Origin of the sequence: Campylobacter sp. RKI_CA19_01121 (assembly GCF_025771295.1) — a bacterium.
Lineage (GTDB): Bacteria > Campylobacterota > Campylobacteria > Campylobacterales > Campylobacteraceae > Campylobacter_D.
In genome coordinates, this window is record NZ_JAKMQA010000011.1 from 20292 (window position 1) to 42660 (window position 22369).

Annotated in this window: 19 protein-coding genes and 1 pseudogene; 10 read left to right on the forward strand and 10 right to left on the reverse strand. The window is 29.6% G+C overall.

The features are described 5' to 3' along the window. The first annotated feature begins 2 nt into the window (after positions 1-2). On the forward strand, positions 3-746 hold the full coding sequence (locus L8T90_RS06655; protein WP_263737055.1) for an alpha/beta fold hydrolase: 744 nt from the start codon (positions 3-5) through the stop codon (positions 744-746). Further along, positions 739-2139, forward strand: a complete 1401-nt coding sequence (locus L8T90_RS06660) for a UDP-N-acetylmuramoyl-tripeptide--D-alanyl-D-alanine ligase (RefSeq protein ID WP_263737056.1) — start codon at positions 739-741, stop codon at positions 2137-2139. The genes L8T90_RS06655 and L8T90_RS06660 overlap by 8 nt, the downstream gene beginning before the upstream one ends. Positions 2140-2150: 11 nt before the next feature. On the opposite strand, the gene flgH is transcribed toward L8T90_RS06660, so the two are convergent. After that, entirely contained in the window at positions 2151-2852 is a 702-nt protein-coding gene (flgH, locus tag L8T90_RS06665; protein ID WP_263664106.1) for a flagellar basal body L-ring protein FlgH, read from the reverse strand. An 85-nt stretch (positions 2853-2937) separates the two neighbouring features. Here flgH and pta point away from each other — a divergent pair, with 85 nt between their 5' ends. Both pta and L8T90_RS06675 read left to right on the forward strand, forming a co-directional pair. Beyond that, complete coding sequence (pta, locus tag L8T90_RS06670) at positions 2938-4407, forward strand: phosphate acetyltransferase (RefSeq protein WP_263737057.1); 1470 nt, start codon at positions 2938-2940, stop codon at positions 4405-4407. An 8-nt stretch (positions 4408-4415) separates the two neighbouring features. Then, positions 4416-5600, forward strand: a complete 1185-nt coding sequence (locus L8T90_RS06675; RefSeq protein ID WP_263737058.1) for an acetate kinase — start codon at positions 4416-4418, stop codon at positions 5598-5600. 28 nt (positions 5601-5628) lie between these two features. Here L8T90_RS06675 and L8T90_RS06680 read toward each other — a convergent pair whose 3' ends face one another. The 9 genes and pseudogenes from L8T90_RS06680 to aspS form a co-directional block, all read right to left on the reverse strand. Then, the gene (locus tag L8T90_RS06680; RefSeq protein WP_220516277.1) at positions 5629-6399 is read right to left on the reverse strand and encodes a MetQ/NlpA family ABC transporter substrate-binding protein; all 771 of its coding nucleotides are present in this window, start codon (positions 6397-6399) and stop codon (positions 5629-5631) included. 68 nt (positions 6400-6467) lie between these two features. After that, positions 6468-7673 carry a glycosyltransferase gene (locus tag L8T90_RS06685; protein ID WP_263728113.1) on the reverse strand — a complete coding sequence of 402 codons (1206 nt, stop codon included), beginning with the start codon at positions 7671-7673 and terminating at the stop codon, positions 6468-6470. A 9-nt stretch (positions 7674-7682) separates the two neighbouring features. Beyond that, positions 7683-8339, reverse strand: a pseudogene (locus L8T90_RS06690) (methionine ABC transporter permease); the annotation flags it as partial. Between the two features lie 2 nt (positions 8340-8341). Next, a complete protein-coding gene (locus L8T90_RS06695; RefSeq protein WP_263737059.1) occupies positions 8342-9298 on the reverse strand; it encodes a methionine ABC transporter ATP-binding protein in 957 nt (318 codons plus the stop codon). A gap of 3 nt (positions 9299-9301) precedes the next feature. Further along, the gene (locus L8T90_RS06700) at positions 9302-11914 is read right to left on the reverse strand and encodes a valine--tRNA ligase (protein WP_263737060.1); all 2613 of its coding nucleotides are present in this window, start codon (positions 11912-11914) and stop codon (positions 9302-9304) included. Between the two features lie 78 nt (positions 11915-11992). Beyond that, entirely contained in the window at positions 11993-13027 is a 1035-nt protein-coding gene (locus tag L8T90_RS06705; RefSeq protein ID WP_263737061.1) for a hypothetical protein, read from the reverse strand. Positions 13028-13063: 36 nt separating this feature from the next. Next, complete coding sequence (gene ppa, locus L8T90_RS06710; RefSeq protein ID WP_120759358.1) at positions 13064-13582, reverse strand: inorganic diphosphatase; 519 nt, start codon at positions 13580-13582, stop codon at positions 13064-13066. Positions 13583-13592: 10 nt separating this feature from the next. Beyond that, complete coding sequence (locus L8T90_RS06715) at positions 13593-14165, reverse strand: adenylate kinase (RefSeq protein WP_263664110.1); 573 nt, start codon at positions 14163-14165, stop codon at positions 13593-13595. Beyond that, positions 14162-15913: an aspartate--tRNA ligase gene (aspS, locus tag L8T90_RS06720; protein ID WP_263683164.1), complete on the reverse strand. Its 1752-nt coding sequence runs from the start codon at positions 15911-15913 to the stop codon at positions 14162-14164. The genes L8T90_RS06715 and aspS overlap by 4 nt, the downstream gene beginning before the upstream one ends. A gap of 85 nt (positions 15914-15998) precedes the next feature. On the opposite strand from aspS, the gene L8T90_RS06725 reads away from it, so the two are divergent. From L8T90_RS06725 to L8T90_RS06750, 6 genes are all read left to right on the forward strand, one after another. Next, entirely contained in the window at positions 15999-16829 is an 831-nt protein-coding gene (locus L8T90_RS06725; RefSeq protein ID WP_263737062.1) for an NAD(+)/NADH kinase, read from the forward strand. Further along, the gene (locus L8T90_RS06730; protein WP_263737063.1) at positions 16829-18343 is read left to right on the forward strand and encodes an AAA family ATPase; all 1515 of its coding nucleotides are present in this window, start codon (positions 16829-16831) and stop codon (positions 18341-18343) included. The genes L8T90_RS06725 and L8T90_RS06730 overlap by 1 nt, the downstream gene beginning before the upstream one ends. Positions 18344-18406: 63 nt before the next feature. After that, positions 18407-19651, forward strand: coding sequence for a diguanylate cyclase (locus tag L8T90_RS06735; RefSeq protein WP_263737064.1), 1245 nt, complete (start codon positions 18407-18409; stop codon positions 19649-19651). Beyond that, positions 19642-20439: a TatD family hydrolase gene (locus L8T90_RS06740; protein WP_263737065.1), complete on the forward strand. Its 798-nt coding sequence runs from the start codon at positions 19642-19644 to the stop codon at positions 20437-20439. The genes L8T90_RS06735 and L8T90_RS06740 overlap by 10 nt, the downstream gene beginning before the upstream one ends. Then, the gene (locus L8T90_RS06745; protein ID WP_263737066.1) at positions 20439-21590 is read left to right on the forward strand and encodes a lytic transglycosylase domain-containing protein; all 1152 of its coding nucleotides are present in this window, start codon (positions 20439-20441) and stop codon (positions 21588-21590) included. Before L8T90_RS06740 ends, L8T90_RS06745 begins: the two co-directional genes overlap by 1 nt. Then, positions 21526-22365, forward strand: a complete 840-nt coding sequence (locus L8T90_RS06750; RefSeq protein ID WP_263737067.1) for a septal ring lytic transglycosylase RlpA family protein — start codon at positions 21526-21528, stop codon at positions 22363-22365. Before L8T90_RS06745 ends, L8T90_RS06750 begins: the two co-directional genes overlap by 65 nt. Positions 22366-22369 lie beyond the last annotated feature (4 nt).

Genomic DNA, 22369 nt, shown 5'->3' on the forward strand with positions numbered 1-22369 from the left:
AAATGGCAAAAACTAGAGTATATTCTAATGGATATTTTTATAATTTAAGTTATGAAATCATCAATCCAAAATGTGAAAAAACAATTCTTATTTTACACGGTTGGGGTGCTAATAAAGAGCTTATGAAACAAGCTTTTGAAAAGCCTTTGAGTGATTTTAAACAAATTTATTTAGATTTACCTGGTTTTGGAAATTCAAGCATAGATGCACCTATGGATTCTTATGCTTATGCCAAGGTTGTAGAAGACTTTTTAACTACAATTGAGCAAAAGGCAGATTATTTAATGGGGCATTCTTTTGGCGGAAAAGTTGCGACTATTATGTGTCAAAATGCTAATTTTCAGGGTTTGATCTTACTCTCTAGTGCAGGTGTGGTTTTACCAAAAAGCTTTAAAGTGAGGTTTAAAATAGCCTTGTTTAAAATTTTAAAAAATCTTCCTTATGGGGATTTTTGGAGGAAATTTTTTATTAGTAAAGACGCTCAAGGTATGAGTGAAGTGATGTATGAAACCTTTAAGAAGGTTGTTAATGAAAATTTAGAAAATGAATTTCAAAAGCTTAAAAACCCTATTTTGATTTTTTGGGGTAATGAAGATAAAGCTACGCCTTTAAAAAGTGGAGCGATTATCCATTCTTTAGCACAAAAAGGAAATTTTTTTGCATTAGATGGGGATCATTTTTTCTTTTTAAAACATGCTGATTTTATAAATGAAAAAATACATGAGGAATTTTTAAAAAATGATTAGTATGATAGCTTTTTTAAGTTTGAATTTTTTACTTGGATTTTACCTGATTTTAGCTTTGCAATGGTACTCTTATAAATTCTCACGCATAATTTTACATTTTGCTAAGCCTTTGTGGCATTTATATTTTTTAATAATTCCTTATTTTGCTTTTGTGTTTTCTTTGTATAGCGGAAATTTTTATTTATATTTTATAGTTTTTGCTTTATCTTTGTTATATGGTGGGTACTTATATAAAAATTTAGATAAAAAGCTGGTTTTTACTGCTAGGATTAAGCGTTATTTTTTATTTTTGTCGCTTTTTACTTTAGTATTTATGCTATTTTTTTGGATAGGTTTAGAAGCTTTAGTAGCTGCATTTTTATTAAGCTTTTTAGTAGAAAAAATAAACCAAAATACATTTATAAAAAAAGCAAATAAAAAAATTTGTGATAATCCAAATTTAAAAATTATTCTAATTACTGCTAGTTTTGGAAAAACAAGTATAAAAAATTTTTTATACGAACTTTTAAAAGATGAGTTTAAGTGCTATAAAACTCCAAGAAGTGTTAATACTTTCATGGGTATAGTAAAAGATATCAATGAAAATTTAGAAAATAATACTGAAATTTATATCGTAGAAGCTGGCGCAAGAGAGCAAAATGATATTTTAGAAATTACAGAGTTTTTAAATCCTCAAATTTGCATAGTTGGTGAGATTGGCTTGGCGCATTTGGAGTATTTTAAAACTCAAGATAACATCCGCAGTGCTAAGTTGCAAGCTTTAAAATCCAAGCGTTTAGAAAAATACTTTTTACACTCAAGCACCTTATATAAAAATGAATTTTATGATGATTGTTTAAGTAATGTTAGGGCAAGTTTAGAAGGTTTAGATTTTAAAATAAGATTAGATAATAATATTTATGATTTTCATGCAAATTTACTAGGCGCTTTTAATGCTTATAATATTAGTGTGTGTATTTTACTTGCTCATTATTTAGGAATTAAAATAGAAAATATTATAAAAAGTGTATTAAATTTAAAAGCAGTAGAACATCGTTTGCAAGTGATTTCTAAAGAGCCTAAATTTATCATAGATGATGGTTTTAATGGAAATTTTAAAGGTATGAGTCAAAGCTATGAGCTTTGTAAAAGCTATCAAGGAAGAAAAGTTTTGGTAACTCCTGGTATAGTTGAAGTTAATGAAGAAGAAAATATAAAATTATGCAAGATAATCAATGAATGTTTCGATTTTGTAATTATTACTTCAGAGGCTAATAGCACGATTTTGCAAAAACATATTATATTAGATTTTTATGTATTAAAAGAAAAATCTCAACTTGTGCAAACTTTATCAAAATTAACCCAAAATGGAGATTTGATTTTATTTTCTAATGATGCGCCAAGTTTTATGTAAAACCATTTAGCTTAAAAAGGCCAAATGGTTTCCATGAATTTTGTCCCCCAAGGCTTACGCGTTGATTTATCTATATCACCTTCTGTTTTATAAAGAATTTTTGCATCAGCTATGTATTTACTATCTATCATATTATCTTGAGAAATATCATAAGGTCTTATAACCCCACTTAGCTGAATGATTTGTTTTTCACCATTAATTAAAAGCTCACGACTTCCTTCTATAAAATAATTTCCATTAGATAAAACTTTAATCACTCTAGCAGAAATGGTGGTTTGGAAATTTTCACTTCTAGTTTGGCTTCCTGTGCCTTGATATTGTGAAGTGCTTGCTGTGGTATAGCCTATATTTGTATAATCATTGATAAAATCTCTAGCTTTACTAAGTCCAGCACCAGTGGTTACTTGTCCTCCGCCCAAATTAACATTATTGTTTTTACTTGTAGCTTTAGAGCCTTGTGAGTTTTGTGTAGCATTTTCTCTAATGACTACAGTAACTAAATCATTTACATTCATTGCTTTTTTATCAGAAAATAAAGGATTATCTCCTTTACCAAACAACGATCCAGGGTTGCTTTGGGTGTTATGATTTTGCTTTGGAGCTAATTCTTCTACATAAGTTGGAGGTTTCATGTTGATATGTGGATCGACTGTGGCGCTACAACCAAACATTACAAAAGGTAACAAGTAAAAATTAACATTTTTAAATTTCATAGCTTTATAACCTTATATTATTGTGATGAATTTTAAAATTATTATATTACAAAAAAACAATTATTTTGTTAAAAAAGAGGAAAAAATGAAATCCATGTTTTTATTAAATTGTGTTGATGAGAAATTTTTAACACAGTCTTTAGAAAAAGTTCAAGGTAAAATAGCCTTTTACTTTCCTGTTTTTTGTGAAAAAAATAAAGAAAAAATTGCTTTAATATGTTCAAAAACCAATTTTAAGTTAGATTTTTTTAGTAGTTTTGAAAAAAATAATTATCAAAGCAAAATTACTCAAAATTCAAATGATTTTTTTAAAAAAATAATTCAAGATTTTGAAAAAATAAAAAATAAAAATGATTTTGTTATAGTGGTTGGAGTAGATGATTTTGGTTTGATGGGAGATTTGAGTTTAAATATAGCCTTAGCTAAAGAGCTAAATACTCCACTATATGTAAAAAGTCAAGATGAAAATCATACTATGTTAAATTTTTTACTAAGTCAAAAGCTTAGCGACTTTGTTTTGTTAAAAGAAAATGAAGATTTTACTCAAGATTTATTACAAGAATATACCTATAAAACTCAGGCAAGATTTTCTTATGAGCTTTTTGAAAAAGCAAAAGCAGATAAAAAAATAGTGGTTTTACCTGAAAGTTTTGATGAAAGAGTATTAAAAGCTAGTGAGTTTTTAATTCAAAATGATATTGTTGATTTGATTTTGCTAGGCGATAGCAATGAAATTTGTGCTAAAGCTAATAGTTTAAATATTAACATCGATGGTGTACGTATTATAAATCCTAAAAATTCTCAATATAATGAAGAATTTGAAGAGCTTTTGTATGAAGCTAGAAAAAGTAAAGGTATGAGTAAAGAAGAAGCTAAAAAATTAGTGCAAGATAAAACATATTTTGCGACCTTGCTTGTACATACTCAAAAAGCGCATGCTATGGTAAGTGGTGCGAGTACAACTACTGCTGAAACTATTCGTCCTGCCTTGCAAATTATCAAAACAAAATCTGATGTAAGTTTGGTTTCTGGTATGTTTTTTATGTCTTTAGAAGATAAGGTTTTGGTTTTTGCTGATTGTGCTGTTATGCCAAATCCAACTCCTGAGCAACTTGCTGAAATTGCTTATGTGAGCGCAAATAGCGCTAAAGCTTTTGGGCTTGAACCTAAAGTGGCTTTGCTTTCGTATTCTAGTGGAGATAGTGGAAGCGGGGCTAGCGTGGATGCAATTAAAGAAGCTACTAAAATAGCTAAAGAAAAATATCCTCAACTTGAGCTAGAAGGTCCTATACAATTTGATGCAGCGTATGATATGCTAACAGCAAAAAGTAAAATGCCAAATTCTAAAGTAGCAGGAAAGGCAAATGTATATGTGTTTCCTGATTTAAATGCGGCAAATATTTGCTATAAAGCAGTGCAAAGAACAGCAAATTCTTTAGCTATTGGCCCGATTTTACAAGGTCTTAAAAAACCGATTAATGATTTAAGTAGAGGTTGTTTGGTAGAAGATATTGTTAATACTGTGATTTTAAGTGCTATTCAAGCACAAGAATAAGGAGAAAAATGAAAATATTGGTTTTAAATTCAGGTTCATCTTCAATTAAATTTAAGCTTTTTGAAAAAGATGAAGCCCTAGCATCTGGTTTAGTGGAAAAAATAGGCGAGCAAAGCTCTAAAATAGAATTAAAAGATCTAAAAAGTGGTCAAAAATACCAAAAAGAATTAGCGATTAAAGATCATGAACAGGGTATTGAATTAGTAAATGAACTATTTGCTCAAAGTGGAATTTTACATGATTTAAATGAGCTTGATGGGTGTGGACATAGGATAGTTCATGGAGGTCCAAATTTAACCAAGCATTGTTTAGTAGATGATGAAATTTTAAAAGAAATTGATAGAGTTGCTCACATAGCACCTTTACATAACCCTGCGCATTTAATAGGTATTAAAACTATGATAAAAGCTGCTCCAAAAGTTCCTAATGTGACAGTTTTTGACACAGCTTTTCATCAAAGTATGCCTGATTATGCTTATATGTATGCTTTACCTTATGAGTTTTATGAAAAACACCAAGTTAGAAAATACGGCTTTCACGGTACATCACATTCTTATGTAAGCAAGCAAGCTGCACATATACTTGGTAAAAATATTAATGAATTTAATGCAATTAGCGCTCATCTTGGAAATGGTGCGAGTGTTTGTGCTATAGAAAATGGAAAATGTATAGATACTTCTATGGGCTTTACACCGCTAGAAGGTTTGATTATGGGAACTAGATGTGGAGATATTGATCCTGCTGTATTACCATTTTTAGCAAAAGAATTAAATTTAAACCCATCTGATTTAGACACTATAATGAATAAAAAAAGTGGGGTTTATGGAATTTGTGGGTTTAATGACTTTAGAGATATTGAAGCTCAAATTGAACAAAATAACGAAAAAGCAAGACTTGCTCTTGATATGTTTTGTTATCGTTTAAGTAAATATATTGGCTCATATTTTGCGATTTTGCCTAGAGTTGATGCATTGATTTTTACAGCTGGTATAGGTGAAAATGATGATATTGTTAGAGCAAAAGTATGCCAAAGGCTAGCGCATTTAGGATTTGATATAGATTTAGATAAAAATGCACAGCTTAGAAATGGTGAGATTAGTAAAAAAGACTCTAGAATTAAAATTTTAATTATTCCAACAGAAGAAGAATTAGAAATAGCTAAAATTACCACAGAGCTTATTAAAAATAAATAACCTTGAGTTTTAAAACTCAAGGTTTGTTTTAAAATGCAGGGACTACTGCACCTTGGTATTTTTCATTGATAAAATCTTTTACTTTTTGACTTTGTAAAGCCTTTACTAAAGCCTTGATTTTAGGATTGTCTTTATTATCTTGAGTGGTTACTAAGATATTTGCATAAGGACTTTCTTTGCTTTCTATTAAAATAGAATCTTTTACAGGATTTAAATTTGCTGATAAGGCATAGTTTGAATTAATCACTGCAAAATCAACATCATCTAAAGCTCTTGGAAGTTGTGCTGCTTTTAACTCTTTAAATTTGATATTTTTTGGATTATCTTTAATATCAAGTGGAGTTTTTAATGCAGCATTTTCAAAACTAACGAGCTTTGTGCTAGCGATAATATCCAAAGCTCTGCTTTCATTTGTTGGATCATTTGGTACAGCTATGGTAGCATTTTGTGGAAGATCTTGGATGTTTTTATATTTTTTAGAATAAACTGCCATTGGTTCGATGTGAATTTTTGCAACGCTAATTAATTTTGTGCCTTTATTAGCATTAAACTCATCTAAATAAGGCTGATGTTGGAAAAAATTTGCATCAAGTTCTTTACTATCCGTACTAAGATTTGGCAAAACATAGTCATTAAATTCTTTAATTTCCAATGTGTAACCTTCTTTTTTTAGCAAATCTTTAGTTTGTTCTAAAATTTCAGCATGAGGAACAGGTGTTGCACCTACAGTGATAACTTCATTAGCAAATAAACTTGCACCTAAAATTGTGCTTGCAGCGAGCAATTTTAACAATTTCATTTTAACTCCTTTTTATAGTTTAAAATGCTTGATTATATTATAAAAATATTAATAAGATAAGAAAAGTTTTATTTTTGCTTGTTTTTATATTCTTTGGCAAAATGTTTAAGTTCTTTTATAAATTTTATATAACCACCTTTGTGCCAATTTTTTTGAGCCTTAATGAGAGCTTGTCCGATTTTATAAGAATAAGTATTTTGATTTTTAATACCCTCGCTTTTATAATCATCATAGCTTGATAAAGGTGGAAGCTTAAGATAAGGTTTTGTTTTTAAATCTTTTTGATATTGCTTGGCAAGTTTTGTGTGTTTATAGTAAATCTTTAGTAGAGTAAAAGGTAAAAAAGGAATTTTTTTCTTATTTTTAGTACATTCTATAAAAGCATAACCTAGTTTGTATGATAAATGATATCTTGTACGTTGAATAGATTGTTTATTATCTTTATAAAAAGATCCTGTATATTTACTTCCTCCAAGCTCTAGCCATTTTTCATAATATTCTTGCCATTTAGGCCATGTTTGATTGCAAAATTTACTATTCCAAAAACGACTATTAGTTCCACAAGCATGAACTATAGAGGCATTTTGTGTAAGATTTGTAAGATAATGAGTACTTCCTGTGTATTTGTCTTTTAAATCTTTGACTTTAAAGTGATTTTCATAAACCATTAAGGAAAAAATTCCTTGATCTTGCCAGTTTTTAGTATTTTGTGAAAGATAGTTATAGATAAATTGATAACACTGTAAAGGATTTGGTATAAGATCGTTAAATACTAAAATCCCTGTTTGATATACTCGTTTATTGTTATGATTTTTTTCCAAAGGCAGAGCTGTTTGAAGCAAAGTTTTACCTAATCTTGCACCAAAATGATATTTTCTAGCTCTTAATTTGCTAAGTTCATCTATACTTTTTAAAAGTAAAACATCAAAATCAAGATAAATAATACTTTCGCATTCATCTAAAAACTTAAAAGCTTCAAATCTTGCAAAAGCCATATGCGTCCATCTTTTTAAGAAAAATAAATTATCAATATCATTTTGATTTTTACCAAGAGTAGTTAAAAAATCTTCTTGAGTAAAAGGAATAAATTTAATTGTTTTGTTTTTAACAATTTTATGCATGATATTTTGATCATTCAAGCTAAAGCCATCATGTAAAATATAAAATACATCTACCTTCTCACCCATAACATCCATGATGTTAATGAGTAGAGTTCCTATGGTAAAGCTTGAATTTTTAGTTGCTGCTAGCAAAATACCAAGTTTATGTTTCATTGTTTATCTTTTGGTGATTTTATAAAGAATATTTCCTATAAATTGTATAATTTGCACTAGTATAATTAAAATCACAACAGTTTGAATCATAATATCAGTTCTAAAACGTTCATATCCATAGCGAATAGCCACATCACCCAAGCCACCACCACCAACAGTTCCTGCCATAGCGGAAAATCCAATAACAATAATTAAAATTAAAGTAATACCATTAATAATACTTGGCAAAGCCTCACTAAACATAACTTTAAAGATGATTTGTGCTTTGCTAGCTCCATAAGATCTTGCTGCTTCAATGATAGCAGGATCAATTTCTTTAAATGCACTTTCAATCATTTTAGCTAAATAAGGTGCAATTCCTATGGTAAGTGGTACTATAGTGGCGGTTGTACCTATGCTAATGCCAATAAGATATTTTGTAAAAGGACTTAAAACTACAATGAGCACTAAAAATGGAAAAGATCTTAAAATATTAATGATAAAATCAAGCACACTATAAATGCTTTTATTTTCCCATAAGCCGCCTTTATCAGTAACAGTAAGTACAATTGCAGGGATAAGTGCAATTAAAAAGGCTAAAAAAGTGGCTGTAAAACTCATATAAAGAGTTTCCAATAATGCCGGATAAAGTATATTTTCAAAATTTCTTAAAATTGCCTCTAAATTCATTACACAAGCTCCCAAATAACGCCATTTTCTTGTAAATAATTTAAAACTCTTTCTTGATCTTTAGCTTCTATATTGATTACCAAATTTCCTAAAGCATTGTTGTTTAGTTTTTCTATCTTACCCCAAACTATATTAAAATCAATATTTAAACTTCTAGCCATGTGAGTGATTATGCTTTGGTTTGCTTTTTCTTTACAAAAATATAAGCGCACATTGACTCCATTTTGTGGTAAAAAATCACTTTCCCCTAGGAATTCACGCATTTTTTCACTTGGCTTTAAGAATAAATCTTCGATTTTTCCTTGACCTATGATTTGTCCATGCTCTAGCAATACGGCCTTTTGTGCTATTTGTTTTACTGCTTCCATTTCATGAGTTACTAATACTACGCTGATGTTAAATTCTTGATTGATTTTAGCAATAAGTTCTAAAATATTATTTGTAGTATTTGGATCAAGTGCAGAAGTAGCTTCATCGCTTAGTAAAATTTTAGGATTTAAAGCAAGGGCTCTAGCTATGGCTACTCTTTGTTTTTGCCCACCACTTAGTTCATTTGGATAAGCTTTGCTTTTAGCTAAAAGTCCCACAAGATCTAAAAGTTCATTAACTCTTTTTTGAATTGTGTTTTTGTTAAAATTATGAATTTCTAAAGGCATAGCTACATTTTCAAATACATTTTTTCTACTCATAAGTGCAAAATGCTGAAAAATCATCCCTATATCTTTTCTAAATACTCTTAACTCTTTTTCTTTTAAAGTAGCTATTTCTTTACCAAAAACTTCCACACTACCGCTTTGATAATTTTCCAAACCATTAATACATCTTAGCAAAGTTGATTTTCCTGCCCCGCTGTGTCCAACAAGAGCATAAATTTCTCCTTCTTTAACTTCTAAAGAAACATCATTTATAACTAATTCTTTGCCATAATATTTTTTAAGATTTTGTATTTTTATCACTTATTAGCCTTCTAAATTAGAAATTTCATCATTGATTTTTTCAAGTTGAGTTTTAATGCTTTCAAGTTGAGTTTTATTTTGCTCAACAACCGCAGCCGGTGCATTAGAAATAAATTTTTCATTTTTCATCATAGCATCTAGCTTGTTAAATTCTTTTTCAAGTTTTGTTTTTTGACTATTAAGTCTATTTAAAACACCGCTTAAATCAAGATCTTGAGTTGGTATAAATACTTCTAAATTCTCACTTACATCTCTAATGGATTTTTCTAAATTTGTACTAATAAACTCGATGTTTTCACATTTTGCAAGTGTCGAGATGAAATTAGTGTAATTTTTCAACTCAGCTATTAAACTCTCATCATTTAATTTTATGCAAGCTTTTTGAATTTTTGCATTTGCAAGCTCTACTAAGGTTTTTGCACGACGTAAACTCACTATACTTTCTATAATGATATTAAATAATTTTTCTATTTTTTCATTTCTGGAATTAAATTGAGGATATCTTGAAATCATTATAGACTCATGAGTTTGGATAGAAGTTTTACTTAACTCATGGTATAAATACTCACTAATAAATGGCATAAAAGGATTTAAAAGTTTTAATGCTTCTTTAAAAATGCTTCCAAGTTCTTTTATACTTGATTTTTCAGCCTTACTAAGCTCGATCCCCCAATCACAAAATTCATCCCAGAAAAATCTATACAAAGTATTTGCTGCATCATTAAAGCGGTAATTATCTAAATTTTCTCTTGTTTCTTTTACGCATACTTCAAAACGAGACAGCATGTATTTTGCCAAGTTAGTTTGAATTTTGCTTTTATCTAAATCTTCAAATTTTTCTTCATTTAAAAGTAAAAATTTGCTTGCATTATAAAGCTTATTCGTAAAATTTCTAACTTGTATGAGTTTGTCATTGCTTAATTTTATATCTCTACCTTGGATAGCTAAAAGAGCAAGGGTAAAACGCAAGATATCAGCACTGTATTCATCCACGCTTTGCACAGGATCAATGACATTACCTAAAGACTTACTCATTTTTCTACCTTGCTCATCTTTAACCAAAGCATGCAAATATACATCTTTAAAAGGAAGCTCACCTAAGGCATTAGTACTTTGAAACATCATTCTTGCAACCCAGAAAAATAAAATATCAAAGCCGGTGATTAATAAAGAATTTGGATAAAAATCTTTTAAGTCATCTTCACGCCAAAGTGTGTTTTTACCCCAGTCTTTATTACCCCAACCTAAAGTACTCATAGCCCAAAGACCAGAAGAAAACCAAGTGTCTAAAACATCAGGGTCTTGTTTGAAATTAGTGCTTTGGCATTTTGGACATTGACTTGGAGTTTCTTCGCTTGCCCATTCATGAGAGCATTCACAATAATACACAGGAATTTGATGACCCCACCAAAGTTGTCTTGAAATACACCAATCTTTTAAATCTCTCATCCAAGCATTAAAGCTATTAATCCAATGCGCAGGGTAGAATTTGCTTCCACCAAGATTAACTTTTTCTATGCTTTCTTTTGCGATTTCATTTTTTACAAACCATTGTTTAGAAATGTAAGGTTCTACTACATTTTTACAACGATAACAATATCCTACTTGATTAGTATAATCTTCTATTTTTTCAACAAAACCTTTTTCTTGTAATTCTTTTATAATAACATCTCTTGCTTCTAATCTTTCTAAGCCTTTAAAATGCAAGCAATGTTCATTTAAAATACCTTTTTCATCAAAGATAGTAATAAATTCAAGTTTATGTCTTAAGCCTACTTCATAGTCATTATGATCATGTGCTGGGGTTACTTTTACAAAGCCTGTGCCAAATTCCATATCTACATGTTCATCAGCAATAATAGGAATTTTTCTGTTTATTAAAGGTAAAATGACATTTTTGCCTATTAAGTGTTTAAATCTTTCATCGTTTGGATTAACCATCACAGCGCTATCACCAAAATAAGTTTCTGGTCTTGTAGTGGCTACTACGATGTATTCTTGAGAATTTTCTAAGAAATATTTTAAATAATATAATTTTCCTTTATTTTCTTTATGCTCAACTTCTATATCGCTTAATGCTCCATCATGAGTGCACCAATTTACCATGTAATTTCCACGCATAATAAGCTTTTTATCATAAAGATCTACAAAGGCTTTTTTTACCGCATTTACTAAACCTTCATCCATAGTAAAGCGCAAGCGACTCCAAGCAGGAGTGATACCTAAAATTCGCATTTGTTTAACTATAGTACCACCGCTTTGTTCTTTCCATTCCCATACTTTTTTTATAAATTCTTCTCTACCGAGTTCTTCTTTTTTAATACCTTGAGCTAAAAGTTGTTTTTCCACAACATTTTGTGTTGCAATGCCTGCATGATCAAGCCCTGGTTGATAAAGAGTCTTATAGCCATCCATTCTTTTATAACGCGTTGTGATATCTTGTAAAGTACAAGTTAGAGCATGGCCTATGTGTAAAACGCCTGTTACATTAGGTGGAGGCATCATAATACAAAAGTTTTTGCTTTTTTCTTGAATTTTTTCATTGCCATTGATTTCAAAATATCCGCGTTCTTCGCAAATTTTATAATATTCTTTTTCTAGTGATTTATCATACATAATTGCTACCTTGAGAATGAAAATAAATTGTTATGTTAGCTTAAAATTGTTAAAGAAGTTTTGAAATTTAGAAATTAGTTATAAAAAACTAATTTCTACTTTACGATTATTTTGTCTTTGAGAATCAGATTTATCTTTAGTAGGATAGGTGTCTTTTCCTAAAGATTCTATTTCTATAACCTCAGTAAAGCTAAAGAAATGTTTAGCCACATTCATTGCTCTATTTAATCCTATCATGTAGTTTGCAAAAGTACTACCTCTATCGTCTGCATAACCTTGAATTTTGATTTTTTTGATTATATCTTCTCTTGCTAGATTTTGATTGATTTTTTCAAGTAAATTTTCATTGCTATATTCGCTATATCCATTTCTTTCAAATAAAAATTTCAAATCAGAAATTTTAACATCTACATAATTATATTTTTTCTTATTTTTAGCAAAAACAATATCTTTGTTATATATGCTTAATTTCATATTATCATTTGATAGCATATCAATAAAAATAGTCAAGTTGTAATCTTGAGAATTAACTTTAATAGGATTAATCATTTCTTTTAGCATATTAACTCTATAATCACTTAAACTTTTTCCATCTAGCACATAAACTTTAACAAAATCATCACTCAAACTTGGCTCATATCTGCTAGTTTTGCCTTTTGCAATGTATTCTTGCATGGTATTTTTATATTTTGTTGTTTTTTCTTTTTTTACGCTTGTTTGTTTGTTGTTCTCAACTGGAGTTTTTTCTTCTTTTTGGACTACTTTAGGTGTAGTAGTTTCATTTTTAGAAACTTCAGCCATATTTGTTTGGGTTGTTGGAGCAACTTCTTGAGTGCTTGTATTTTCATCCATGATAGGATTGTTTTGCACTGGAGTTTCTTCTTTTAAAGGCTCTTGGTTTGTTTGCTGTGGTTGGTAGTAAGTATTATTACTTATATTATTTCTTTCTTGATTGTATTGAGTGCTTGGTGGAGTGTAGCTTTGATAAGAACTACTTTTTTTATAATCATATACATAAGTATTTGAATCATCTTCAAAATACCACATATAAAAACCAATACTAGCGCCTATTAGCACCACAAAAGCTATACTAAAAGCAATAATACTTTTCATTTTTTATCCTTTGTGAAGTCCTTAAAAGGACTTTGATTATTTATAATTTTTAATAGAATTTTCTAAAATTTCACTTGCTTTTTCAATACCTGCAAATTCTTTTACTTTTACCCATTTGTTTGGCTCAAGCATTTTATATGTTTCAAAGAAATTTTTGATTTTATCTAAGCTTGCTTTTGGTAAATCATCTAAACTTTTAATATTATCATATCTTGGATCAATTTTACTTACAGGAACAGCAAGTAATTTTTCATCCATACCGCTTTCATCTTCCATTAATAATACCCCTATTAAACGACAAGGAATCACAGCTCCTGCCTGGATAGGGTATTCATTTAAAACTAAAACATCAATAGGATCGCCATCATCTGCAAGAGTATTTGGTATAAACCCATAGTTTGCCGGATAAAACATAGCTGAATACATCACACGATCAACCATGATAGCTCCGCTTTCTTTGTCAAGTTCGTATTTAATGTTTGATCCATAAGGAATTTCAATAACTGCATTAAGTTTGTTTGGCACTTCTCCAACTTTGATTTTGCTAATATCCATTTTTTATCCTTTATTTTAATAAATCATTGATTAAATTTTTCATATCAGCTACGATAGCTTCAATACTTCTTTCACCATTGATTACATGGTGGATATTTTCTTTAGTATAAAAATTTGTTATTTCTTCTAAAGGTTCTAAATAAACTTTCATTCTATTATTGAAAACTTCTTCGTTATCATCAGCACCTCTAGCACGTCCTAAAACTCTTTCTCTAGCAACTTCTTCGCTAACTTTAACTTCTATAACACCTTTTAAATTTACTTCACTTTGATTTTTTAATACCTTATCAAACTCAAGCATTTGTTCAACACTTCTTGGATAACCATCTATTAATATAGTATTAGTTGGTGCATTTTTTAAAGCAGTGATGATGGTATTAACTACCACTTCTAAAGGAACCAAATTTCCTTTAGAAATAAAACTATCAATAGTCTTTCCAAGTTCGCTTCCACTAGCCACTTCTGCTCTTAGTAAATCACCTGTAGAATAATGAGTAATATTTGCATCATCTTTAGCTATGATGCTTGCATCGGTTGTTTTACCACTACCTGGTGCACCTATAATTAAAAATAATTGTTTCATTTAGTATTCTCCCTTAATCTTATACCTAATTCTCTCATTTGTTCATTGCTTACTTCGCTTGGAGCTTGAGTCATAAGACATTGTGCTCTTTGTGTTTTAGGAAAAGCTATGACTTCTCTAATGCTTGAAGATTTTGTTAAAAGCATGATAAGTCTATCAAGGCCTATTGCTATACCACCATGTGGCGGTGCTCCAAAGCTTAATGCATCAAGTAAGAAACCAAATTTCTTTCTTTGCTCTTCTTCATCAATATTTAAAAGCTTAAAGACTTTTTGTTGGATAGGGCTTTTATGAATTCTTATACTACCACCACCTAATTCTACACCATTTAACACCACATCATGCGCAATAGAATTAATTTCTTCTAAATCTTGCTCGTCAATATTTTTTGGCATAGTAAATGGATGGTGCATTGCAGAATAGCTTCCATCATCATTTTGTTCAAACATAGGAAAATCAATAACCCATAAGAATTCTAATTTATCCTCATCAATAATTTTCATTTCATCAGCAAGGAATAATCTAAATCTACCCATATAATCAAGCACGGTTTTCTTAGCTCCTGCACCAAAAAATACTACATCTCCAACTTCTAATTCACATCTTTGAATTAAAGCATTCAAATCCTCTCCATTAAAGAATTTGCAAAGTGGACCCTTAGGACCATCTTCTTTCATTTGTATAAATGCAAGTCCTGCCGCTCCAAATTTGCGTACAAATTCTTCAAATCTTTGCATTTGGCGTTTAGAAAAAATTGTATCGCCTTTTGGAACTCTTAAAGCTTTAATGCGATTTTTCTTTGTATCTTTTGCAATATTTGCAAAAATTTCGTTATTTGATTTTGCAAAAATATCAATCACATCAATAAATTTCATATCAAATCTTAAATCAGGCTTATCAGAACCATAATTTTCCATAGCTTCTTTGTAACTCATTTGTCTAAAAGGTATGCTAATTTCTTTTCCGCAAGCTTTGAAAATATCTTTGAGTAAATTTTCTGCCATAGCTATGATATCTTTTTGCTCACAAAAACTCATTTCTATATCTATTTGAGTAAATTCAGGTTGGCGATCTGCTCTTAAATCCTCATCTCTAAAACATTTTGCAATTTGAAAATATCTATCAAATCCTGAACACATTAAAAGTTGTTTGAAAAGTTGGGGACTTTGAGGTAAGGCATAAAATTCGCCTTGATGTACACGTGATGGTACTAAATAATCCCTTGCACCTTCTGGAGTGGCTTTAGTTAAAATAGGGGTTTCAACTTCTAAAAATCCCATGCTTGATAAAGAATTTCTTGCTGCTATACAAGCAGTTGATCTTAGAGCAAAATTATCATAAAGTTTTTTGCTTCTTAAATCTAAAAATCTATATTTTAATCTTAATTCTTCATTAACGCTTTCATCGCCTATAGCAAAAGGCACTACAGCACTTTCATTTTCAATAGTAAGTTTATTTATAACAACTTCTATTTCTCCGGTTTTTAATTTTGGATTTACAAGTCCTTCACCGCGTGGGCGAATTTTACCTTGTGCTATTAAAACATATTCATTTCTTACTGATGAAGCTATATTATGTGCTTCTTGATTATCTGCAGGATCACATACTAACTGTATAAGTCCGCTACGATCTCTAAGATCGATAAAAATTACACCTCCATGATCACGGTAAGAATTTACCCAACCACATAATGTTACTTCCTCGCCAACATTTTGTATGTTAAGCTCTGTATTATAATGAGTTCTCAAAATTTTTCCTTAGCTTAATTTTGTTCAATTTTGTTATTATAGTATTTTATTCTTTTGCTTAGCTAAGTTTTGTTATAATTTTTTTATGAAAAAAAATATAAATATAGAAAAAATTCAAAAAATAGGCTTATTTTGTAGGTTAAACACAAATTTAAATGAGCAAATTGATTTTTTAAGAGCAATTTTTTTGCAAAAAAATATAGAGCTTGTGTTGCTAGAGCAAGAAAAAATTAATCTAAAAGATTTACAAAAATTAGATTTTTTGATTTCTCTGGGTGGAGATGGTACACTTTTGTCTTTATGTAGACAAGTTTATCAAGCTAAAAAGCCTATTTTGGGTATAAATGCAGGAAATTTAGGTTTTTTAACAGCTCTCTCTTTTAATGAGGTAGAAAGTTTTTTTAAAGATTTTTTTAAAAGTGATTTTAAAATAGAAAAAGCCAAAATGCTTCAAATTACCTTATATAAAAAAAATAAAATCATTAAAAAATTTGCTTTTAATGATGCGGTTTTTTCTCGTGATAATGCTTTAATGGCAAATGTAGAAGTTTTTTTTGAAAATAAACTTTTTAATGCTTATTATGGAGATGGTTTGATTATAGCTAGCTCAAGTGGCTCGACTGCTTATAATATTAGTGCAGGTGGGCCTATAGTGCATCCTTGGAGTGAAATTTTTGTTCTAACTCCAGTTTGCTCTCATTCTTTAACTCAAAGGCCCATAGTTTTACCTTATGGCTTTGAACTTGAATTGAAAGTTGAGCATTGTTTGCTGTATTTAGATGGACAAGAAGTGATTGATCCTAAAGAATATGATAGAATTCTTATAGGACTTAGTAAAAAAGAACTTAGTTTTATACATAAAAAAGATAGAGATTATTTCCAAGTTTTAAAAGAAAAGTTAAATTGGGGCAAGTGATGATAGAAAGTATTTTAATCAAAGAAAATTTAGGTTTTAAACAAGCAAAATTAGACTTAGAAGCTGGACTTACTGTCTTTACTGGCTTAAGTGGTGCTGGAAAGTCTGTACTTTTTAAGGCTATTTTGGCAGCATTTGCTCTAAGTGAGAGTGAAGCTAAAATGGTAGAAATTTTATTAAATGATGAACTTGAATTAGATGAGTTTGGTATCGAAAATGAAGAATTAAATATATTTAAACTTTTAAAAGATAAAAGCTCGCGTTATTTTATCAATAATCAACTTATTTCAAAAAAGAATTTAGCCTTGCTTTCTAAGAAATTTGTAAAATATCTTTCAGCTAAGGAAAATAATGAGTTTTCAAATGAAAGATTTTTAAACTTACTTGATTTTATGCAATCAAAAGAGGATAAGAAATTTCAAGATTTTTTAAATGAATATAAAAATATTTATAAAGAATATATGGAAAATAAAACTAAATTAGAAAAAATTCAAGAAGAAGAAAAAAGGGTAGAAGAATTAAAAGAATTTACGAGCTTTGAAATACAAAAAATTCAAAGTATTAACCCAAAAATAGGTGAATTTGATGAATTAATGAGTTTTAAAAAAAGACTTTCGAAAAAAGATAAAATTGACGCTGCTTGGAATAGAGCAAGTAGAATTTTTGAGTTAGAATCAGCAGTGATTGAAGCTTTGCAAATTAGTGATGTTGATAGTTCATTTTTTTCAGAGTGTTTAAATGAACTAAGGGCAGTGTGGGAAAATCAAAGTTTTGATGATTTTGATTTTGATATAGAAGAAGTACTTGATAGGATAGAAAAACTTTCTTCTTTGATTTCAAAATATGGAAGCATAGAAGAAGCTTTAGAAGCTTTAGAGAAGAAAAAAGCAGAATTAGCTCATTATGAAAATTTAAGTTTTGAAAAAAAAGAATTAGAAGAAAAAGTACAAAATGCTAAAATACTTTTAGATGAGAAAAGTCAAAAATTAAGCACTTTGCGTAAAAAAAGATTAAAAGAGCTTGAAAAATTACTGAATTTTTATCTTGAAAAACTTTATATGAAAGAAGTTAAATTAGAACTTAAAGATTGTGCTTTAAGTATTTTAGGTAAAGATGAAGTGAGTTTAAATATCAATGAGGCTAGTTTAAAAAATTTAAGTTCAGGCGAGATAAACCGTCTAAGACTTTCTTTTATTGCAACAGAATGCAATGTTACTAATAAAGCTAGTGGGATAATATTTTTAGATGAAATTGATGCAAATTTAAGTGGTAAAGAAGCAATGAGTATAGCCGAAGTATTAAAAGAGCTTGCTAAGTTTTATCAAATTTTTGCAATTTCACATTTACCACAGCTTTCATCAAAAGCAAGTAATCATTTTTTAGTAGAAAAAATAGGAAATGAAAGTAGGGTAAGAAGAATAGAAAAAGAAGAAAGAGTAAGAGAACTTGCTAGAATGGTAAGTGGGGAAAATATCACACAAGAGGCTTTAGAATTTACTAGAACTTTACTTTAAAAACAAAAAGTAAATTTCTATATGTTATAATTATACTTTATAAATTATTAAAGAGAGTTGGCTATGGAAGAAAAAATTTTAATTATTGATGATAACAAAATGCTTACAAAGCTTTTAGCAAAAAAAGTAGAAAACACTTTGGGTTTAAAAGTAGATGTTGCTTTTGATATGAATAGTGCTAAAGAATTAGTGAAAAATGATTATTTTATGGCTTTTGTAGATCTTTGTTTGCCAGATGCTCCCAATGGAGAAGTGGTGGATGTGGTTTTAGAAAAAAATATTCCTGCTATAGTACTTACAGGAAGTAGTGATGGGCAAACGCGTAAGAAATTTATGGAAAAAGATATTATAGGTTATATTCAAAAAGAAAGCGAAAGCTGTATTGATGAAATGCTAAGTTCCATTAGAATGCTTCAAAAAAACAATAAAACTAAGATAATTTTAGCAATCGCTAATGTAACTTTACGCGCAGAAATGAAAAAAAATCTTAATAATCAACTTTTCAATGTTTTAGCAGCAGCACATGGAGAAGAAGCGCTAAGTTATCTTAGTGATAATCCTGATACAAAATTGGTAATTTGTGATGCAACTATGCCTGTAATTAATGGAGAAGATTTGCTTGTAGAAATTCGCTCAAAATATTCTAAGATAGAGCTTGGCGTGATTATGGTTGGAGATAAAGATGATGCGCTAGAGGCAAGGGCTTTTAGAAAGGGCGTAAATGACTATGTGATTAGACCTTTCCAAAAAGAATCACTTAATTGTAGAGTGAATAATTGCTTAGATTATATGCAAAAATGTGTTTTACTTGATGAGTATAGTTTGGGTAAAGATTTGCTAACAGGACTTGATGATTATGCAAATTTTGAAAAAAGATTTTTAGATTATTTAGAAGATATGCAAGAAAGTGAAGAATTAGCTTTGGCATTAATTGATATAGACAATCTTGCAACAATTAACTATGAACTAAGTTATGATTGTGGCGATGGAGTGATTAAACACACAGCTAAAAAAATCAAAGATCAAATTCGCGGTATGGATTTAGCAACTAGAATTGAAGATGGTAAATTTTACGTGCTTTTAAAAAATACAGATAATAAAGAAGCATTAAAAGCTTTTTCAAATATAAGAGTAAATATTGCCAAAGAAAGTGTTTTAATAGCTTTAGATGAGGTTGATTATAGTATTTCTGTAGGAGTTGCTTTTGGAGGTAAAACAAGCCAAATACAAGATTTGCTTAATAATACTCAAAAGGCACTAGATTTAGCTAAGGCTAATGGTAAAAATAGGGTAGAGGTATGTTTTTAGATTGTGATTTTAGCGAAAAAATCATAGATACGCATTGTCATTTAGATAATCAAGTTTATTTTGGATGTTTGGATGAGATGTTAAATCATGCCTTTGCTAGTGGAGTAGATAAAATCATCATACCTGGTGCAGATATAAAAGATTTGCCAAGAGCAAGAGAAATTGCACATGATTATGAAAATGTGTATTTTTCTTGTGGGGTACATCCTTATGATATAGATGATTTTGATTTGGATGTTTTAAAAGAATTTATAAATGATAAAAAATGCATTGCAGTGGGTGAGTGTGGGCTTGATTATTATCGTTTAAGGGTTGATGAGGATGAAATAAAAGCAAGGCAAAAAGAAGTTTTTATAGCTCAAATTCAGCTAGCTATCGAATATAAAAAGCCTTTGATTGTTCATGTGCGTGAAGCTAATGAAGATAGTTTTAATATTTTAAAAACATATGCAAAAGATTTACAAGGTGGTGTTTTGCATTGTTTTAATGCTAGTGAGCTTTTACTTCAGCTAGCAGATGATGGTTTTTATTTTGGTATAGGTGGGGTTTTAACTTTTAAAAATGCAAAAAAACTAGTAGAAGTTTTACCTAAAATTCCAAAAGATAAACTAGTCTTAGAAACAGATGGACCTTATTTAACTCCAGAGCCATATCGTGGCAAGGTAAATGATCCTATTTTGACCCATTTTGTAGCTCAAAAAATGGCTGAGCTTTTAAATTTATCTAAAAATGAAATAATAAAACTTACTAATTCTAACGCTAATCGTTTGTTTTTCCAAGGTTTATGATGAAAAAAAGCTTTTTATTTTTTATTTTAGTATTATTATGTTTAAATGCTAAAGCCTTGCAATTTACTCCAGAGCACTATACTCAACAAGCACAAATTTTAAGGAATTTAGATATAGAAGCAAGCTATCTTAGTGATATGATTTTTTTAGAATTTAAAGAATCTTCCATGGATATGCATTCTAAAACTTTAGTAGATACGATGAGGGAATTTTACAAAATCACTCCAATTATCCGTAAAATCTTAGAAAAAGAAAATATCCCTCAAGAATTTTTATACTTAGCAATTGTAGAATCTGGTTTAAAAATTCATTCTATTTCAAGAACTAAAGCAGTAGGTGTTTGGCAATTTATGAAACCAACAGCACAAACTTTGGGTTTAAGGATAGATCCTTATGTAGATGAGAGAAAAGATTTAGTAAAATCAACTTATGCAGCTATTACTTATTTAAAGCAACTAAAAGAGCAATTTGGAAAATGGTATTTGGCTATTTTAGCTTATAATTGCGGTGATGGTAAATTACGTCAAGCTATAAAAAAAGCAAAAAGTGATGATTTAAGAACCTTACTTGATCCTGATAAAAAATACTTGCCATTAGAAACTAGGATTTTTATTAGAAAAATTCTTACTATGGCATTTTTGGCTAATAATAATGATTTTTTAATTTCTCAAGATAGTGCCTTGCTTAATTATGCCCTATCAAGTGAAGTTAAAAAAATCTCAGTTCCACCAAGTGTTTCTTTAAGAGAGCTTGCCAAAGTAGCTAAAATGTCTTATAAAGAATTTAAGCGTTATAATCCACATTTTAATTATGACTTTACTCCACCTGATAAAAAAGATTATTATATGTATATTCCTTTAAGCAAAAGTGTGGCAGTAGAAAAGGCATTGGAGAATGTAAAATTAGCTAAGGTGGATACAACCATTCCGCATACAAAAATTTATATAGTAAAAGAAGGTGATAGTCTTTATACTATTGCAAGAAAACATAAAATAAGCGTTGAAAGTATTAAAGAATATAATAAAATAAAAGGAAATTTAATCAATATCAATCAAAAACTTGTGTTAAAAATTAAGGAGAATAATAATGCAAAAATCAAAACAACTCAAAAAATATCCAAAAGCTCTCATACAAAAGTCGTTAGTCGTTAGTTGTGTAGGAGTTTTGTTTAGTGCTTGTAGTATGGTGCCTATTAGCACACCTACTGTGTATTATCCAGAGAGGGATTTTAAAAGTGTAAAGCACAATAACACTAGTTTAAAAGGTACCATGAAGCCCTATACTATTAATGGTAAAACTTATTATCCAACTGTAGTAGAAGTAGGTGAGACTGCTGATGGTATAGCTAGTTGGTATGGACCGGGCTTCCATGGTAAAAAAACCTCCAATGGTGAAACTTATGATCAACACGCTTATACTGCAGCTCATAAAACTTTACCTATGAATACCATAGTAAAAGTAACTAATTTAAAAAATCACCGTCAAACTACTGTTAGGATTAATGATAGAGGGCCTTTTGTAGCAGGTAGGATTATAGATTTATCTAATATGGCTGCAAGAGATATAGATATGATTCAAGCAGGAACAGCTCCTGTAAGACTTGAAGTGATTGGTTTTGGAACAAGTGCAAGTTCGGGTTCAGTTCATACTAATTCTAATTTAGGCAGCAGTGGAGAGATTGCTGATAGTGGTCATATTTTCCAAGGTGGATCTTTTATGGTGCAAATTGGAGCATTTAGAAATAAAAGTGGCGCAGAGCTAATAGCAGGTAGATACAAAAATTATAATTCTTATACTTCAACAATACAAACAAGTGCTAAAGATGGCTTGCATAGAGTATTTTTAAAAGGTTTTAGAAGTGAGCAAGAAGCAAGAGATTTTGTTGATAGTGGATCTTTCCCAGGTGCGTTTATAGTAAGAGAGTAAGATT

What these genes read in the sequence shown, in the direction of transcription:
- L8T90_RS06655 (WP_263737055.1), top strand. Translation starts at nt 3, where the DNA reads ATGGCAAAAACTAGAGTATATTCTAATGGATATTTTTATAATTTAAGT.
- L8T90_RS06715 (WP_263664110.1), bottom strand. Translation starts at nt 14,165, where the DNA reads ATGAAACAATTATTTTTAATTATAGGTGCACCAGGTAGTGGTAAAACA.
- L8T90_RS06685 (WP_263728113.1), bottom strand. Translation starts at nt 7,673, where the DNA reads ATGAAACATAAACTTGGTATTTTGCTAGCAGCAACTAAAAATTCAAGC.
- L8T90_RS06705 (WP_263737061.1), bottom strand. Translation starts at nt 13,027, where the DNA reads ATGAAAAGTATTATTGCTTTTAGTATAGCTTTTGTGGTGCTAATAGGC.
- L8T90_RS06750 (WP_263737067.1), top strand. Translation starts at nt 21,526, where the DNA reads ATGCAAAAATCAAAACAACTCAAAAAATATCCAAAAGCTCTCATACAA.
- L8T90_RS06735 (WP_263737064.1), top strand. Translation starts at nt 18,407, where the DNA reads ATGGAAGAAAAAATTTTAATTATTGATGATAACAAAATGCTTACAAAG.
- L8T90_RS06675 (WP_263737058.1), top strand. Translation starts at nt 4,416, where the DNA reads ATGAAAATATTGGTTTTAAATTCAGGTTCATCTTCAATTAAATTTAAG.
- L8T90_RS06660 (WP_263737056.1), top strand. Translation starts at nt 739, where the DNA reads ATGATTAGTATGATAGCTTTTTTAAGTTTGAATTTTTTACTTGGATTT.
- L8T90_RS06745 (WP_263737066.1), top strand. Translation starts at nt 20,439, where the DNA reads ATGAAAAAAAGCTTTTTATTTTTTATTTTAGTATTATTATGTTTAAAT.
- L8T90_RS06680 (WP_220516277.1), bottom strand. Translation starts at nt 6,399, where the DNA reads ATGAAATTGTTAAAATTGCTCGCTGCAAGCACAATTTTAGGTGCAAGT.
- ppa (WP_120759358.1), bottom strand. Translation starts at nt 13,582, where the DNA reads ATGGATATTAGCAAAATCAAAGTTGGAGAAGTGCCAAACAAACTTAAT.
- L8T90_RS06725 (WP_263737062.1), top strand. Translation starts at nt 15,999, where the DNA reads ATGAAAAAAAATATAAATATAGAAAAAATTCAAAAAATAGGCTTATTT.
- L8T90_RS06740 (WP_263737065.1), top strand. Translation starts at nt 19,642, where the DNA reads ATGTTTTTAGATTGTGATTTTAGCGAAAAAATCATAGATACGCATTGT.
- flgH (WP_263664106.1), bottom strand. Translation starts at nt 2,852, where the DNA reads ATGAAATTTAAAAATGTTAATTTTTACTTGTTACCTTTTGTAATGTTT.
- pta (WP_263737057.1), top strand. Translation starts at nt 2,938, where the DNA reads ATGAAATCCATGTTTTTATTAAATTGTGTTGATGAGAAATTTTTAACA.
- L8T90_RS06730 (WP_263737063.1), top strand. Translation starts at nt 16,829, where the DNA reads ATGATAGAAAGTATTTTAATCAAAGAAAATTTAGGTTTTAAACAAGCA.
- L8T90_RS06700 (WP_263737060.1), bottom strand. Translation starts at nt 11,914, where the DNA reads ATGTATGATAAATCACTAGAAAAAGAATATTATAAAATTTGCGAAGAA.